Source organism: Polaribacter sp. SA4-10 (genome assembly GCF_002163835.1).
In the GTDB taxonomy this organism is placed as follows: domain Bacteria; phylum Bacteroidota; class Bacteroidia; order Flavobacteriales; family Flavobacteriaceae; genus Polaribacter.
Map to the genome: position 1 here is coordinate 1,320,942 of NZ_CP019331.1, position 14,909 is coordinate 1,335,850.

The window sequence follows — 14,909 nt, forward strand, 5'->3', positions numbered from 1 at the left end:
GCTACGCTTGTCCTGTAGGCCCAAAATTCATTGGAATTGGAGCTTGTTCAGAATCTTTTATTTCTCCATGAGCATTCTCAAATTTCCGAACATTGTCAGCTAAAGCTTTTGTTAATCTTTTTGCGTGCTGAGGAGTTAAAATAATTCTTGATTTTACTTTTGCCTTTGGTATTCCAGGCATAATATTTATAAAATCTACAATAAACTCAGACATTGAATGATTAATAATTGCTAAGTTAGAATACGTTCCTTCGGCAATCTCTTGATCTAATTCAATATTTAATTGTCCTTCTTTTTTTTTATTTTCTTCCATACTTTAAATAGTTAAATTGTGTAATTGTGTAATTGTTTCACTGTTGAAAAGATACAAAAAATAAAAAAGTTGAACTGAATATTGTAATTTAATTACAGTAAACAATTCAACTTTTAAACTTTTAAACGATTAAACGCTTATTTAAAACTTTGTTCTATTTCATCTTTAGGACCTACAATTACGTGGTCATAAGCTCTCATACCTGTACCTGCTGGAATTCTCTTACCAACAATTACATTCTCTTTTAAGCCTTCTAAAGTATCTACTTTACCACTTACAGCAGCTTCGTTTAATACTTTTGTAGTTTCTTGGAAAGAAGCTGCAGAAATAAACGATTTTGTTTGAAGTGATGCTCTTGTAATACCTTGTAAAACTTGTTCTGCGGTTGCCGGTTTAGCATCTCTAGCTTCAACTAAGTTTAAATCATTTCTTCTTAACAAAGAATTTTCATCTCTTAATTGACGTGCAGAAATAATTTGACCTGCAGTTAAGTTCTCAGAATCTCCAGACTCTTCAACAACTTTCATTCCGTAGATTGCATCGTTATCTTTAATAAAGTCAATTTTATGAATTAATTGATTCTCTAAGAATAAAGTATCTCCAGAATCAATAATCTTAACTTTACGCATCATTTGACGTACAACAACTTCGAAATGTTTGTCATTAATTTTCACACCCTGTAAACGATATACTTCTTGAATTTCGTTCACTAAGTATTCTTGCACTGCTGCTGGTCCTTTAATTCTTAAGATATCTGAAGGAGTGGTTGCTCCGTCTGATAATGGCATACCTGCTTTAATAAAGTCATTTTCTTGAACTAAAATCTGATTTGAAAGCTTTACTAAATACTTACTAATATCTCCAGTTTTAGATTCAACAATAATCTCTCTGTTACCACGCTTAATTTTCCCGAAAGAAACAACACCATCAATTTCTGAAACAACAGAAGGGTTTGAAGGGTTACGTGCTTCAAATAGCTCAGTTACACGAGGTAATCCTCCTGTAATATCACCTGCTTTACCAGATTTACGAGGTATTTTTACTAATGTATGACCAGATTCTACAACATCTCCATCACTAACCATTAATTGTGCTCCTAAAGGTAAACTGTATGAACGTAAAGCAGTACCGTCTTTGTCTTCAATAATTAACGAAGGAATAAGTTTCTTGTTCTTAGAGTCAATCATTACTTTCTCTTGGAAACCAGTTTGCTCATCAACTTCTACAGAGTAATTAATACCCTGGCTTAAGTTGTCAAACTTCACTTTTCCTCCAAATTCAGAAACAATCACACCATTAAATGGATCCCATTGAACTATTACATCTCCTTTTTTAATCGATTTTCTATCTTTATCAAAAATATGAGAACCATAAGGAATAATATTAGTACTTAAGTTAAGTCCAGTTTTCTTATCTATGATTTTAATCTCAGCAGTTCTAGAAATTACAATATCAACTTCATTACCATCATTGTCTTTACCAACAACTGAACGTAAATCTTCAATAACTACTTTTCCATCAAACTTGGCAATCAATTTATTTTCTTCTGATATGTTACCTGCAACACCCCCAACGTGGAAAGTACGCAATGTTAACTGTGTACCAGGTTCACCAATAGATTGTGCAGCAATTACACCAACTGCTTCACCAATTTGTACCTTGTTAAGAGTTGATAAACTTTGACCATAACATTTTGCACAAATACCTTTAGCTGATTCACACGTTAATGCAGATCTTACTTGAACTCCATCAATTCCAGCATCTTGAACTGCTTTCGCTAATTTATAAGTAATTGGTTGGTTTGCTTCAATAATTACGTCTCCTGTTAAAGGATGATAAACATCTTGTAAAGAAATACGACCTTCAATTCTTTCCGTTAAAGATTCTACAATCTCATCATTTTTCTTTAAAGGAGAAACTTCTAAACCTCTTAATGTACCACAATCTTCTTCATTAATAATAACATCTTGTGAAACATCAACTAATCTACGTGTTAAATAACCAGCATCTGCAGTTTTTAAAGCTGTATCTGCAAGTCCTTTACGCGCACCGTGAGTAGAAATAAAGTATTCAAGAATTGATAATCCTTCCTTAAAGTTAGAAAGAATTGGATTCTCAATAATTTCTCCACCTCCAGCAGTAGATTTTTTAGGTTTTGCCATTAATCCACGCATACCTGTTAACTGACGAATTTGTTCTTTAGAACCCCTCGCACCAGAATCAAGCATCATATAAACTGAGTTAAATCCTTGTTGGTCTTCACGTAAACGTTTCATAGATAACTCAGTTAAATCGTTATTGGTTCTTCCCCAAATATCAATTACCTGATTGTAACGCTCTTTTTGCGTTAACATACCCATGTTATAGTTAGATACAATTACTTCAACTTCTTTATTAGCTTCAGCAATCATTCCTGCTTTTTCTTTAGGAATAATTATATCCCCTAAACTGAATGATAAACCACCTTGGAAGGCAAATTTATAACCCATATTTTTTATCTGATCTAAGAAATCTCCCGTTGTTGGAATATCTGTAGCTTTTAAAATACCACCAATAATTCCACGTAAGTTTTTCTTAGTTAATACTTCATTGATATAACCAGCTTTTGCAGGAACAACTTCATTAAATAAAACTCTACCAACGGTAGTTTTTATAATTTTTCTAACTTGTTCTCCGTTCTCGTCAACATCATAAGTTCTTACATTAATTCCAGCATTTAAGTCTACCATTTCTTCGTTAAAAGCAATCGTTACTTCTTCTGGTGAATAAAAAGTTAATCCTTCTCCTTTAATTTTTACTTCTGGAGTAGAAACTCTCTCTTTAGTCATATAGTATAAACCAAGTACCATATCCTGAGAAGGCACAGTAACTGGAGCACCATTTGCAGGGTTTAAGATATTATGAGAAGCTAACATTAATATTTGTGCTTCTAAAATAGCTTCTGGTCCTAATGGTAAGTGAACAGCCATTTGATCCCCATCAAAATCGGCATTAAAGGCAGAACATGCAAGTGGATGTAACTGTATTGCTTTACCTTCAATTAATTTTGGTTGAAATGCTTGTATACCAAGTCTGTGTAAAGTAGGAGCCCTGTTTAATAAAACTGGATGTCCTTTAATTACATTTTCTAAAATATCCCAAACAACTGGTTCTTTTCTATCTATTATTTTCTTTGCAGATTTAACTGTTTTTACAATTCCTCTTTCAATTAATTTTCTAATTACAAAAGGCTTGTAAAGTTCAGCTGCCATATCTTTTGGGATACCACATTCTGAAAGTCTTAATTCTGGTCCAACAACAATTACAGAACGTGCAGAATAATCAACACGTTTTCCTAATAAATTCTGACGAAAACGTCCTTGTTTACCTTTTAATGAATCTGATAAAGATTTTAAAGGTCTGTTAGATTCAGTTTTTACTGCTGATGATTTACGTGTGTTATCAAATAATGAATCTACAGATTCTTGTAACATACGTTTTTCATTACGTAAAATAACTTCAGGAGCTTTTATCTCAACTAATCTTTTTAAACGATTATTTCTGATAATAACTCTTCTATATAAATCATTTAAATCTGAAGTTGCAAAACGACCTCCATCTAATGGAACCAATGGTCTCAATTCTGGTGGTATTACCGGAACTGCTTTCATGATCATCCATTCTGGATGATTCTCTCTATTCTTTTGAGAGTCTCTAAATGCTTCAACAACATTTAAACGTTTTAATGCTTCAGTTTTACGTTGTTTAGAGGTTTCTGTATTTGCTTTGTGTCTTAATTCAAAAGATAACGCATCTAAATCAATACGTGCTAATAAATCAATTAAACACTCTGCTCCCATTTTAGCGATAAACTTGTTTGGGTCAGAATCATCTAAATATTGGTTGTCTTGTGGTAACTCTTCAGCAATATCTAAATATTCTTCTTCAGTTAAGAAATCCATTTTTTGTAATGGTTCTCCTTCAATACCTTTCGCAATACCAGGCTGAATTACTACGTATCTTTCGTAGTAAATAATCATATCTAACTTTTTAGATGGTAAACCTAAAAGGTATCCCATTTTGTTAGGTAATGATCTAAAGTACCAAATATGAGCAACTGGTACCACTAAATTAATGTGACCAACTCTATCTCTACGTACTTTTTTTTCTGTTACTTCTACACCACATCTATCACAAACGATACCTTTGTAACGAATTCTCTTGTATTTTCCACAAGCACATTCATAATCCTTAACAGGACCAAAAATACGTTCACAAAATAAACCATCTCTTTCTGGCTTGTGTGTACGGTAATTTATTGTTTCTGGTTTTAAAACTTCACCTTTAGATATTTCTAAAATTGCTTCTGGTGATGATAAACCAATTGAGATTTTATTAAACTTTTTTACAGTGTACTTCTCTTGTTTTCTTGCCATCTTTATGGATTCGAATTAAAATTGTAAAAATGGTCTCAATGAGACTTATAAATAAATGAGTGTTAGAAGTAGGTTTTAAAACCTACTTCTAACATCAATTTTTTGTTATTCCTCTAATCTAACGTCTAAACCTAAACCTTTAAGTTCATGCATTAATACGTTAAAAGATTCTGGTAAACCTGGTTCTGGCATAGTTTCGCCTTTTACGATTGCTTCGTAAGTTTTAGCTCTACCCATTACATCATCAGATTTTACAGTTAAGATTTCTCTTAAGATACTTGATGCACCATATGCTTCAAGTGCCCAAACTTCCATCTCACCAAAACGTTGACCTCCAAATTGTGCTTTACCTCCTAAAGGTTGTTGCGTAATTAAAGAGTAAGGACCAATAGAACGCGCGTGCATTTTATCTTCAATCATGTGTCCTAACTTAATCATATAAATGATACCAACTGTTGCTGGTTGATCGAAACGTTTTCCTGTTCCACCATCATATAAATAAGTATGTCCAAATCTTGGTACACCTGCTTCATCAGTAATCTCATTGATTTGATCTAAAGAGGCTCCATCAAAAATTGGTGTTGCATATTTAGTTCCTAATTTTTGACCTGCCCAACCAAGAACAGTTTCATAAATCTGACCAATATTCATACGAGATGGCACACCTAATGGATTTAAAACGATATCTACTGGAGTTCCGTCTTCTAAGAAAGGCATATCTTCTGCTCTAACAATACGAGCTACAATACCTTTATTTCCATGACGACCTGCCATCTTATCACCAACTTTTAATTTACGTTTCTTTGCAATGTAAACTTTAGCAAGTTTTAAAATTCCTGCTGGTAATTCATCACCTACAGAGATTGTAAATTTTTGACGACGTAGAGAACCTTGTAAATCATTAACCTTGATCTTGTAGTTGTGAACTAATTCACCTACTGAATCATTTAATTCTTTATCTGTTGTCCAAGAACCCGATAAGTGAACATAATCATCTACAGAGTTTAACATTTTAAGGGTGTATTTTTTACCTTTTGGTAAAACTTCTTCTCCTAAGTCATTAAAAACTCCTTGTGATGTTTTTCCACTGATAAGTGTGAATAATTTGTCGATTAAAGTATCCTTTAAGTTTTCAAATTTTCCAACAAACGATGCTTCTAAAGTAGCAACTGCTTCTTTATCTCTTAATCTTTTGTTCTTATCTTTTACAGCTCTTCTAAATAGTTTTTTATCAATTACTACACCTCTTAATGATGGAGAAGCTTTTAATGATGCATCTTTTACATCACCTGCTTTATCACCAAAAATTGCACGTAATAATTTTTCTTCTGGAGTTGGATCTGATTCTCCTTTTGGTGTAATCTTACCTATTAAGATGTCACCAGGATTTACTTCAGCTCCAATTCTAATCATTCCATTTTCATCTAAATCTTTTGTAGCTTCTTCAGAAACGTTAGGAATATCATTAGTTAACTCTTCAGTTCCTAATTTTGTATCTCTTACGTCTAAAGAATACTCATCAATATGAATAGATGTAAATATATCTTCACGAACAACTTTTTCTGAAATTACAATTGCATCCTCAAAGTTATACCCTTTCCAAGGCATAAAGGCTACTTTCATATTTCTTCCTAAAGCTAATTCTCCTTTTTGTGTAGCATAACCTTCACAAAGAACTTGACCTTCAGAAACTCTATCACCTCTTTCAACAATTGGTTTTAGGTTAATGTTTGTTCCTTGATTGGTTTTTCTAAATTTAATTAAGTTATAAGAAACTTCATCAGAATCAAAACTTACAAGTTTTTCTTCCTCTGTTCTATCATACTTAATTGTAATTTTATTAGCATCTACATACTCAACAACCCCCGCACTTTCAGCATTAATTAAGATACGAGAATCTTTTGCAACTCTACGCTCTAAACCGGTACCAACAATTGGAGATTCTGGTCTTAATAATGGAACTGCTTGACGCATCATGTTCGATCCCATCAAAGCTCTATTCGCATCATCATGTTCCAAAAATGGAATTAAAGATGCAGAAATTGATGCAATTTGATTTGGAGCAACATCCATAAAGTTAATCTCATCTGGATTAACCACAGGGAAATCACCTTCTTCACGAGCAATAACTCTATCTAAGACAATACCACCATTTTCATTCAATTCTAAATTAGATTGAGCAATTTTCATTCCTTCCTCTTCTTCAGCACTTAAATAAATTGGTTCTTCACCAACAGCTACAGCACCATCAGTTACTTTTCTATAAGGTGTTTCTATAAACCCTAAGCTATTCACTTTTGCAAATACTGCAAGAGAAGAAATTAAACCAATATTTGGTCCCTCAGGAGTTTCAATAGGACATAAACGTCCATAATGAGTATAGTGAACATCACGCACCTCAAAACCAGCTCTTTCTCTCGATAAACCACCAGGTCCAAGTGCAGATAATCTACGCTTGTGAGTAATCTCTGCTAATGGATTTGTTTGATCCATAAATTGAGATAACTGATTGGTACCAAAGAACGAGTTAATTACAGATGATAATGTTTTTGCATTAATTAAATCGATTGGTGTAAACACTTCGTTATCACGTACATTCATACGTTCACGAATTGTTCTCGCCATACGTGCTAAACCAACACCAAACTGACCTGCTAGTTGTTCACCAACAGTTCTAACTCTACGATTAGATAAGTGATCAATATCATCTACCTCTGCTTTAGAGTTAATTAACTCAATTAGATACTTTATAATAGTAATAATATCTAACTTTGTTAATACTTTTTGATCAATTGGTTCATTTAACTGAAGCTTTGTGTTCATTCTAAAACGACCAACTTCACCTAAATTATAACGCTGTTCAGAAAAGAATAACTTATCTATAATACCTCTTGCTGTCTCCTCATCTGGCGGTTCAGCATTACGTAATTGTCTATAAATATGTTCTACAGCTTCTTTTTCAGAGTTTGTAGGATCTTTTTGTAGCGTATTATGAATAATTGCATAATCTGCCATATCGTTATCTTCTTTATGAAGTAAAACGGTTTTGGTACCAGATTCAATTATTTCATCAATATGTTCTTTGTCTAAAATTGTATCACGGTCAAAAATGATTTCATTTCTTTCAATAGATACAACTTCTCCAGTATCTTCATCTACGAAATCTTCATGCCAAGTTTTTAAAACTCTCGCGGCAAGTTTTCTACCTAATACTTTCTTCAATCCAGCTTTAGAAACCTTAATTTCTTCTGCAAGATCAAATATTTCAAGAATATCTTTATCTCTTTCAAAACCAATGGCTCTGAATAATGTTGTTACTGGTAATTTTTTCTTTCTATCAATATAAGCATACATAACTTGATTGATATCGGTAGCAAACTCTATCCAAGATCCTTTAAAAGGAATTACTCTTGCAGAGTATAATTTTGTACCGTTTGCATGAAAAGATTGCCCAAAGAATACACCAGGAGATCTATGTAGTTGAGAAACTACTACACGCTCAGCACCATTGATTACAAAGGCACCTGAGTTAGTCATGTATGGAATTGTACCAAGATATACATCTTGTACAATCGTTTCAAAATCTTCATGTTCTGGATCTGTACAGAATAATTTTAAACGTGCCTTTAAAGGCACACTATGCGTTAAACCTCTTTCTATACATTCTTGAATGCTATATCTAGGAGGATCTACAAAGTAGTCTAAAAATTCTAATACAAATTGATTTCTTGTATCTGTTATTGGGAAATTATCCATGAAGGTTTTGTATAAACCTTCTTCACCTCTTTCTTCTGCCTTAGTTTGAAGTTGGAAAAAATCTTGGAAAGATTTTACCTGAATATCCAAAAAATCTGGATATTCTTTAATCATTTGAGAAGTAGCGAAGTTGATTCTTTCAGTAGTGTTTTTCGTTGCCAAAAGAGAATATGTTTTGATTAAAATCTAATTAAAATAAAGAACGAATATATACACAAAATGGTTTAGGTCTAAAAACATAGTTCTTAGTACCTAAACCTAAATTTGTTTGTCCCGTAGCTTAGGGATAAAGCTTACTTAAGCTCTACCTCTGCTCCAGCTTCTTCTAAAGATTTTTTAAGACCTTCAGCCTCATCTTTAGATACACCTTCTTTTACTGCTGCTGGTGCGCTATCAACGATACCTTTAGCTTCTTTCAATCCTAAACCAGTTAATTCCTTAACTAATTTTACTACTGCAAGTTTAGAACCACCTGCTGCTGTTAAGATTACATCGAATTCAGTTTGCTCTTCTACTTCTTCTACACCTGCTGCTGGACCTGCTACTGCAACTGCTGCTGCTGCTGGCTCAATACCATATTCGTCTTTTAAAATAGTAGCTAATTCATTAACTTCTTTTACTGTTAAGTTAACTAATTGCTCTGCGAAATCTTTTAAATCTGCCATTTTAATTGTTTTTAAAAATTTTTATTTATTATAGTTTATTTGTGCGCGTAATTATTTTTCAGATAATGTTTTAAGAATACCTGAAAGAGTTTGACCTCCTGATTGTAATGCTGAAATAACATTCTTAGCAGGCGATTGTAATAATCCAATGATTTCTCCAATAAGTTCTTCTCTAGATTTAATATCTACAAGAGCATCTAATTGATCATCTCCAATATATACAGATTCTTCAGCAAACGCTCCTTTTAAAAGAGGCTTGTCTGTTTTTTTTCTGAATTCTTTGATTAATTTTGCTGGAGCATTTGCTGCTTCAGAAATCATCATTGATGTATTACCTTTTAATACTGATGGTAAGTCTCCAAAATCTTTATCTGAAGCCTCCATTGCTTTCGCAAGTAATGTATTCTTAACAACTGCTAACTCAACATTTGCTTTAAAACAAGCTCTACGTAAGTTTGAAGTAGCTAACGCATTTAAACCAGAAATATCTGCTAAATAAATTGTGTTAGTATCTGCTAATCTTGCCGTTAAATCTTGTATTACTTGTGATTTCTCTTCTCTAGTCATAATTATAAGTTTAACGTATTAATCAGCTTTTACTTCAACCTCAATACTAGGACTCATTGTACTAGACATAAAAACACTTTTTACGTAAGTCCCTTTAGCTGTTGTTGGCTTCAGTTTAATAATTGTTTGTATTAATTCATTTGCATTTTCTTCAATCTTCTTAGCATCAAAAGATACTTTTCCAATTGCTGCATGTATAATACCAGTTTTATCAACTTTAAAATCGATTTTACCAGCTTTTACATCCTGAACAGCTTTTGCAACATCCATAGTTACTGTACCTGTCTTTGGATTAGGCATTAAACCTCTAGGACCTAAAATTCTTCCTAAGGGACCTAATTTACCCATCACACTAGGCATGGTAATAATTACATCTACATCTGTCCATCCTCCTTTAATCTTCTGAAGATACTCATCTAAACCAACATAATCTGCACCTGCTGCTATAGCATCTGCTTCTTTATCTGGTGTAACTAATGCTAAAACTTTTACATCTTTTCCTGTTCCGTGAGGTAATGTTACTACACCACGTACCATTTGATTTGCTTTACGAGGATCTACTCCTAAACGTATTGCTAAATCTACTGATGCATCAAACTTTACATTAGTAATGTCTTTGACTAGAGCTGAAGCTGCTGCTAAATCATAAGATTTAGAGCTATCTAACTTTGCGTGAGCTTCTTTTTGCTTTTTTGTTAATTTTGCCATTTTACTACTTTTTATAAAGTTTATGCTGGTGCATCACCTTTTACTGTTAATCCCATAGAACGTGCTGTACCTGCAATCATACGCATTGCTGAAGAAATCTTAAAGGCATTTAAATCTACCATTTTGTCTTCTGCAATAACTTGTATTTGATCCCAAGTAACTGATGCTACTTTCTTTCTGTTTGGTTCTCCTGAACCTTTTTTAATTTTGGCCGCTTCTAGTAACTGGACTGCTGCAGGAGGAGTTTTCACAACAAAATCAAAAGATTTGTCTTTAAAAACAGTAATAACAACAGGTAAAACTTTACCTTGTTTGTCTTGCGTTCTTGCATTAAACTGTTTACAGAACTCCATAATGTTAACACCAGCAGCTCCTAAAGCAGGTCCAACCGGCGGCGATGGATTCGCTGCGCCTCCCTTTACTTGTAACTTAACTACTTTACTAACTTCTTTTGCCATTTTAAAAATGTTTAATGATTTGCTTTAATTTGGAAGCTAAAAACAAATCGGAATAAATATATATATATTTGTGTAACAATTATATCTTTTCTACTTGCATATAACTTAATTCTAATGGTGTTTTTCTTCCGAATATTTTAACCATTACTTCAAGCTTACGCTTTTCTTCATTTACCTTTTCAATAGTTCCATCAAATCCATTAAAAGGACCATCTACAACTTTTACTGTTTCTCCAATGTTAAAAGGGATTGCCATATTTTCATCTTGAATAGAAAGCTCATCAACTTTACCTAACATTCTATTCACTTCTGATTTTCTCATAGGAACAGGTTCACCACCTTTTGTTTCACCTAAAAAACCTATAACTCCAGTAATTGCTTTTATAACGTGAGGTACTTCTCCTGAAAGATTAGCCTCCACCATAATGTAACCTGGGAAAAAAGCTCTTTCTCTATTCACTTTTTTTCCATTTCTAATTTGCACTACCTTCTCAGTAGGTACAATAACTTGACTTACATAATCAGACAAACCAACTCTAGAAATTTCAGTTTCAATATAAGCTTTTACTTTATTTTCCTGCCCTCCTATAGCTCTTACAACGTACCATTTCATAACTGAATCAGTCGCCATAATTAGTTAGATTTAAACATTGAGAAAAAGTTATCCAAACCAGATTGAAAAACATAATCAATACCAGCTACTGCTAATGCAAACAAAATTGTAAAAACAGCTACAGTAACAGTGGTTTTCTGAGCATCTTCTTTAGATATCCATGTCATATGATTACCTAATTCATCGAAAGAATCTTTAATATATTGTATGAATTTCATCTTATCTTTTATGTTTTTGCACGGGCGGAGAGATTCGAACTCCCGACAGCTGGTTTTGGAGACCAGTGCTCTACCGCTGAACTACGCCCGTATATATTTTATTCATAAAGGCGTCCCGACAAAATCGAGACACCCTTTAGATTATTATTAATAAACTAATTTTTAAATTAGTCTAAAATTTCAGTTACCTGACCTGCACCAACTGTTCTACCTCCTTCACGGATAGCAAAACGTAAACCTAAGTTTAATGCAATTGGCTGAATCAAATCAACTGTAATTGTTAAGTTATCTCCTGGCATTACCATTTCAACTCCTTCAGGTAAAACAATAGTACCTGTAACATCTGTAGTTCTTACATAGAACTGAGGACGATAGTTGTTATGAAATGGAGTGTGACGACCACCTTCTTCTTTCTTAAGAACATAAACTTCTGCTTTAAACTTAGCATGTGGAGTTACAGAACCTGGCTTACAGATTACCATTCCTCTTTTTATATCTTCTTTTGCAACACCTCTTAATAAGATACCTGCATTATCTCCAGCTTCACCTCTATCTAAGATTTGACGGAACATTTCAATACCAGTAATAGTAGAAACCATTTTCTCAGCTCCCATACCAATAATATCAACAGAATCTCCTGTATTAGCAATACCAGTCTCAATACGACCAGTAGCTACAGTACCACGTCCAGTAATAGAAAATACATCTTCTACTGGCATTAAGAAATCTTTATCAATTTCTCTTAAAGGCTCTTCAATCCAAGTATCACAAGCTTCCATTAATTCTAAAACAGTGTCAACCCATTTTTGCTCTCCATTTAAAGCACCTAAAGCTGAACCAGCAATTACAGGTCCATTATCACCATCATAATCATAGAAAGAAAGTAATTCTCTTACTTCCATATCAACTAATTCTACTAATTCTTCATCATCAACCATATCCACTTTATTCATGAATACTACCATACGAGGAATACCAACTTGGCGTCCTAATAAGATATGCTCTCTAGTTTGTGGCATTGGACCATCTGTAGCCGCAACCACTAAAATTGCACCGTCCATTTGAGCAGCACCTGTTACCATATTCTTCACATAATCCGCGTGACCTGGACAGTCAACGTGCGCATAGTGACGATTAGCAGTTTGATACTCAACGTGAGAAGTGTTAATAGTAATACCTCTTTCTTTTTCTTCTGGTGCATTATCAATCTGATCAAAAGATTTAGATTCGCAGAAACCTGCATCCGATAATACTTTAGTAATAGCCGCAGTTAAAGTAGTTTTACCGTGATCTACGTGTCCGATAGTACCAATGTTTAAGTGTGGTTTCGAACGGTCAAAAGTTCCTTTTGCCATAATTATTAATTTTAATTCTTAGTTTAAATATATTAGTGTCTAATAATACGTATTAATGAGCCAGCGATGAGATTTGAACTCACGACCTCATCCCTACCAAGGATGCGCTCTACCAACTGAGCTACACCGGCTTGTTGATATTTTGAGCGAAAGACCGGGTTCGAACCGGCGACATTCAGCTTGGAAGGCTGACGCTCTACCAACTGAGCTACTTTCGCAATATGTAAATTTGTGGGGAGAGCAGGATTCGAACCTGCGAAGACGTAGTCAACGGAGTTACAGTCCGTCCTCGTTGGCCGCTTGAGTATCTCCCCTTTAATTTACTATTTTAATGAACTTGTTGTTTTTGAGCCGATGGAGGGACTCGAACCCACGACCTGCTGATTACAAATCAGCTGCTCTAGCCAGCTGAGCTACATCGGCTTTTGATGCAAAAAAACAACCCGCTATTTCTAACGGATTGCAAATGTATAACGTTTTTTTATATTCTAAAACTTTTTGTAATTATATTTTCACTTTTTTTTGCTTTTTTTTCACTTTTTAAGAGATAAGAGAGTCTCTGTGCTTTTCTTTTGACCTTTTCAACTGTCTTTTAAGGGAATCTACCGCCAAATTAATGCCTTCTTCAAAAGTTCTTGTCTCTCTTTTTATTATTAATTCACTTCCAGGTATGTTAATTTTAATCTCTGTTATCTTATTTTCCTTGTCACTTGTGTTCTGAACTTTTAAAAAAACTTCTGCATCTACTATTTTATCATGATACTTTGCCAGTGATTCTACTTTTTTTTCTGCTAAATTAATTAATTCAGCATCTGCATTAAAGTTAACTGATTGTGTGAATACTTTCATAAATTATTCTTTTTTATTGCTCCTAGGGTGAGCTTGATTATACACTTTTTGTATTTCACTAAGACTATTGTGCGTATAGACTTGTGTAGAAGCTAAAGAGGAATGCCCTAGCAATTCTTTAACTGAATTTAAATCTGCCCCTTCATTTAAAAGATGAGTAGCAAAAGAGTGCCTTAATATATGTGGGCTCTTTTTAACCTTTGATGAGACTCTACTAAAGTAAGAATTTATTACTCTGTAGACAAGAGTTTCATATATTTTATTTCCTTTTATAGTAATAAACAACTCCGCTACACCTACTGAGAATTGTTTCTTTAATTCTAAATATTCTTTTAAAGTTTTTATAACTGACTGCAACAAAGGAACAAACCTTTCTTTATTTCTTTTTCCAAGTACTTTTATTGTTCTATCTGAAAAACAAATATTCTTTTGCTTTATATTGATAAGTTCTGCTCTTCTAATGCCTGTGGAGTAAAAAAGCTCAACGATTAACTTATTTCTTACAGAAACAAAATCATTTTTTGAACTGATATTAATTATTACAGCGTTAATTTCTTTTGATGAAAAGGGCACTTGAACTTTCTTAGCTACTTTTAAAGCTTTGTGCTTAGAAAGTGGGTTTTCTTCTATTTGATGTGTTTTCTGTAAAAACTTATAGAAACTTTTTAAGGAACTGATTTTTCTATTAATACTTCTATTTGAAACTTCTAAAGCTACCAAACTCACTATCCAACTTCTTATTTGTGAATAATGAACTTCAACTAAATTTTCTTGATTGTATTCCGTTTCGCAAAAATCTCTAAATGAAATTAAATCATTTTTATATGCAGTTACTGTATGTACTGAATATTTTTTCTCTAACGATAAATATTCTAAAAATGATTTTATCAAATTAATTAGTTCTTGATTCTTAGTAAAATTACAAAATTTTAAGCAAAAAAAAATCCCATACTGAAAAAACAGTATGAGATTTATATTTTAAAAAACAAGTT

The 14,909-nt window shown here is 33.1% G+C and carries 12 protein-coding genes and 5 tRNA genes; all 17 read right to left on the bottom strand.

From position 1 onward, the window contains the following. Position 1: 1 nt before the first annotated feature. On the bottom strand, positions 2 to 313 hold the full coding sequence (locus BTO04_RS05805; RefSeq protein ID WP_087563604.1) for a DUF3467 domain-containing protein: 312 nt from the start codon (positions 311 to 313) through the stop codon (positions 2 to 4). Between the two features lie 137 nt (positions 314 to 450). Beyond that, on the bottom strand, positions 451 to 4,728 hold the full coding sequence (gene rpoC, locus BTO04_RS05810; RefSeq protein WP_087563605.1) for a DNA-directed RNA polymerase subunit beta': 4,278 nt from the start codon (positions 4,726 to 4,728) through the stop codon (positions 451 to 453). 105 nt (positions 4,729 to 4,833) lie between these two features. Next, entirely contained in the window at positions 4,834 to 8,646 is a 3,813-nt protein-coding gene (gene rpoB / locus BTO04_RS05815) for a DNA-directed RNA polymerase subunit beta (RefSeq protein ID WP_087563606.1), read from the bottom strand. A gap of 131 nt (positions 8,647 to 8,777) precedes the next feature. Then, positions 8,778 to 9,149, bottom strand: a complete 372-nt coding sequence (gene rplL, locus BTO04_RS05820) for a 50S ribosomal protein L7/L12 (protein WP_087563607.1) — start codon at positions 9,147 to 9,149, stop codon at positions 8,778 to 8,780. A 51-nt stretch (positions 9,150 to 9,200) separates the two neighbouring features. Then, on the bottom strand, positions 9,201 to 9,716 hold the full coding sequence (rplJ, locus tag BTO04_RS05825; RefSeq protein WP_087563608.1) for a 50S ribosomal protein L10: 516 nt from the start codon (positions 9,714 to 9,716) through the stop codon (positions 9,201 to 9,203). Positions 9,717 to 9,734: 18 nt separating this feature from the next. Beyond that, on the bottom strand, positions 9,735 to 10,424 hold the full coding sequence (gene rplA, locus BTO04_RS05830) for a 50S ribosomal protein L1 (RefSeq protein WP_087563609.1): 690 nt from the start codon (positions 10,422 to 10,424) through the stop codon (positions 9,735 to 9,737). Positions 10,425 to 10,444: 20 nt separating this feature from the next. Then, positions 10,445 to 10,882 carry a 50S ribosomal protein L11 gene (gene rplK, locus BTO04_RS05835; RefSeq protein WP_087563610.1) on the bottom strand — a complete coding sequence of 146 codons (438 nt, stop codon included), beginning with the start codon at positions 10,880 to 10,882 and terminating at the stop codon, positions 10,445 to 10,447. A gap of 79 nt (positions 10,883 to 10,961) precedes the next feature. Further along, on the bottom strand, positions 10,962 to 11,513 hold the full coding sequence (nusG, locus tag BTO04_RS05840) for a transcription termination/antitermination protein NusG (protein WP_087563611.1): 552 nt from the start codon (positions 11,511 to 11,513) through the stop codon (positions 10,962 to 10,964). 2 nt (positions 11,514 to 11,515) lie between these two features. Continuing rightward, positions 11,516 to 11,713 carry a preprotein translocase subunit SecE gene (gene secE, locus BTO04_RS05845; protein ID WP_087563612.1) on the bottom strand — a complete coding sequence of 66 codons (198 nt, stop codon included), beginning with the start codon at positions 11,711 to 11,713 and terminating at the stop codon, positions 11,516 to 11,518. Between the two features lie 19 nt (positions 11,714 to 11,732). Further along, positions 11,733 to 11,804: transfer RNA gene (locus tag BTO04_RS05850), tRNA-Trp, on the bottom strand. A gap of 76 nt (positions 11,805 to 11,880) precedes the next feature. Further along, positions 11,881 to 13,068 (bottom strand): elongation factor Tu, encoded by a 1,188-nt coding sequence (gene tuf, locus BTO04_RS05855; RefSeq protein WP_087563613.1) that lies wholly within the window; start codon positions 13,066 to 13,068, stop codon positions 11,881 to 11,883. A gap of 58 nt (positions 13,069 to 13,126) precedes the next feature. Then, positions 13,127 to 13,199 (bottom strand) — tRNA-Thr (locus BTO04_RS05860). A gap of 14 nt (positions 13,200 to 13,213) precedes the next feature. After that, positions 13,214 to 13,286: transfer RNA gene (locus tag BTO04_RS05865), tRNA-Gly, on the bottom strand. Positions 13,287 to 13,300: 14 nt separating this feature from the next. Continuing rightward, positions 13,301 to 13,382 (bottom strand) — tRNA-Tyr (locus tag BTO04_RS05870). A 35-nt stretch (positions 13,383 to 13,417) separates the two neighbouring features. Further along, positions 13,418 to 13,491: transfer RNA gene (locus tag BTO04_RS05875), tRNA-Thr, on the bottom strand. 117 nt (positions 13,492 to 13,608) lie between these two features. After that, complete coding sequence (gene raiA, locus BTO04_RS05880; protein ID WP_087563614.1) at positions 13,609 to 13,917, bottom strand: ribosome-associated translation inhibitor RaiA; 309 nt, start codon at positions 13,915 to 13,917, stop codon at positions 13,609 to 13,611. Positions 13,918 to 13,920: 3 nt separating this feature from the next. Continuing rightward, the gene (locus tag BTO04_RS05885; protein ID WP_198342122.1) at positions 13,921 to 14,808 is read right to left on the bottom strand and encodes a tyrosine-type recombinase/integrase; all 888 of its coding nucleotides are present in this window, start codon (positions 14,806 to 14,808) and stop codon (positions 13,921 to 13,923) included. Positions 14,809 to 14,909: the final 101 nt, after the last annotated feature.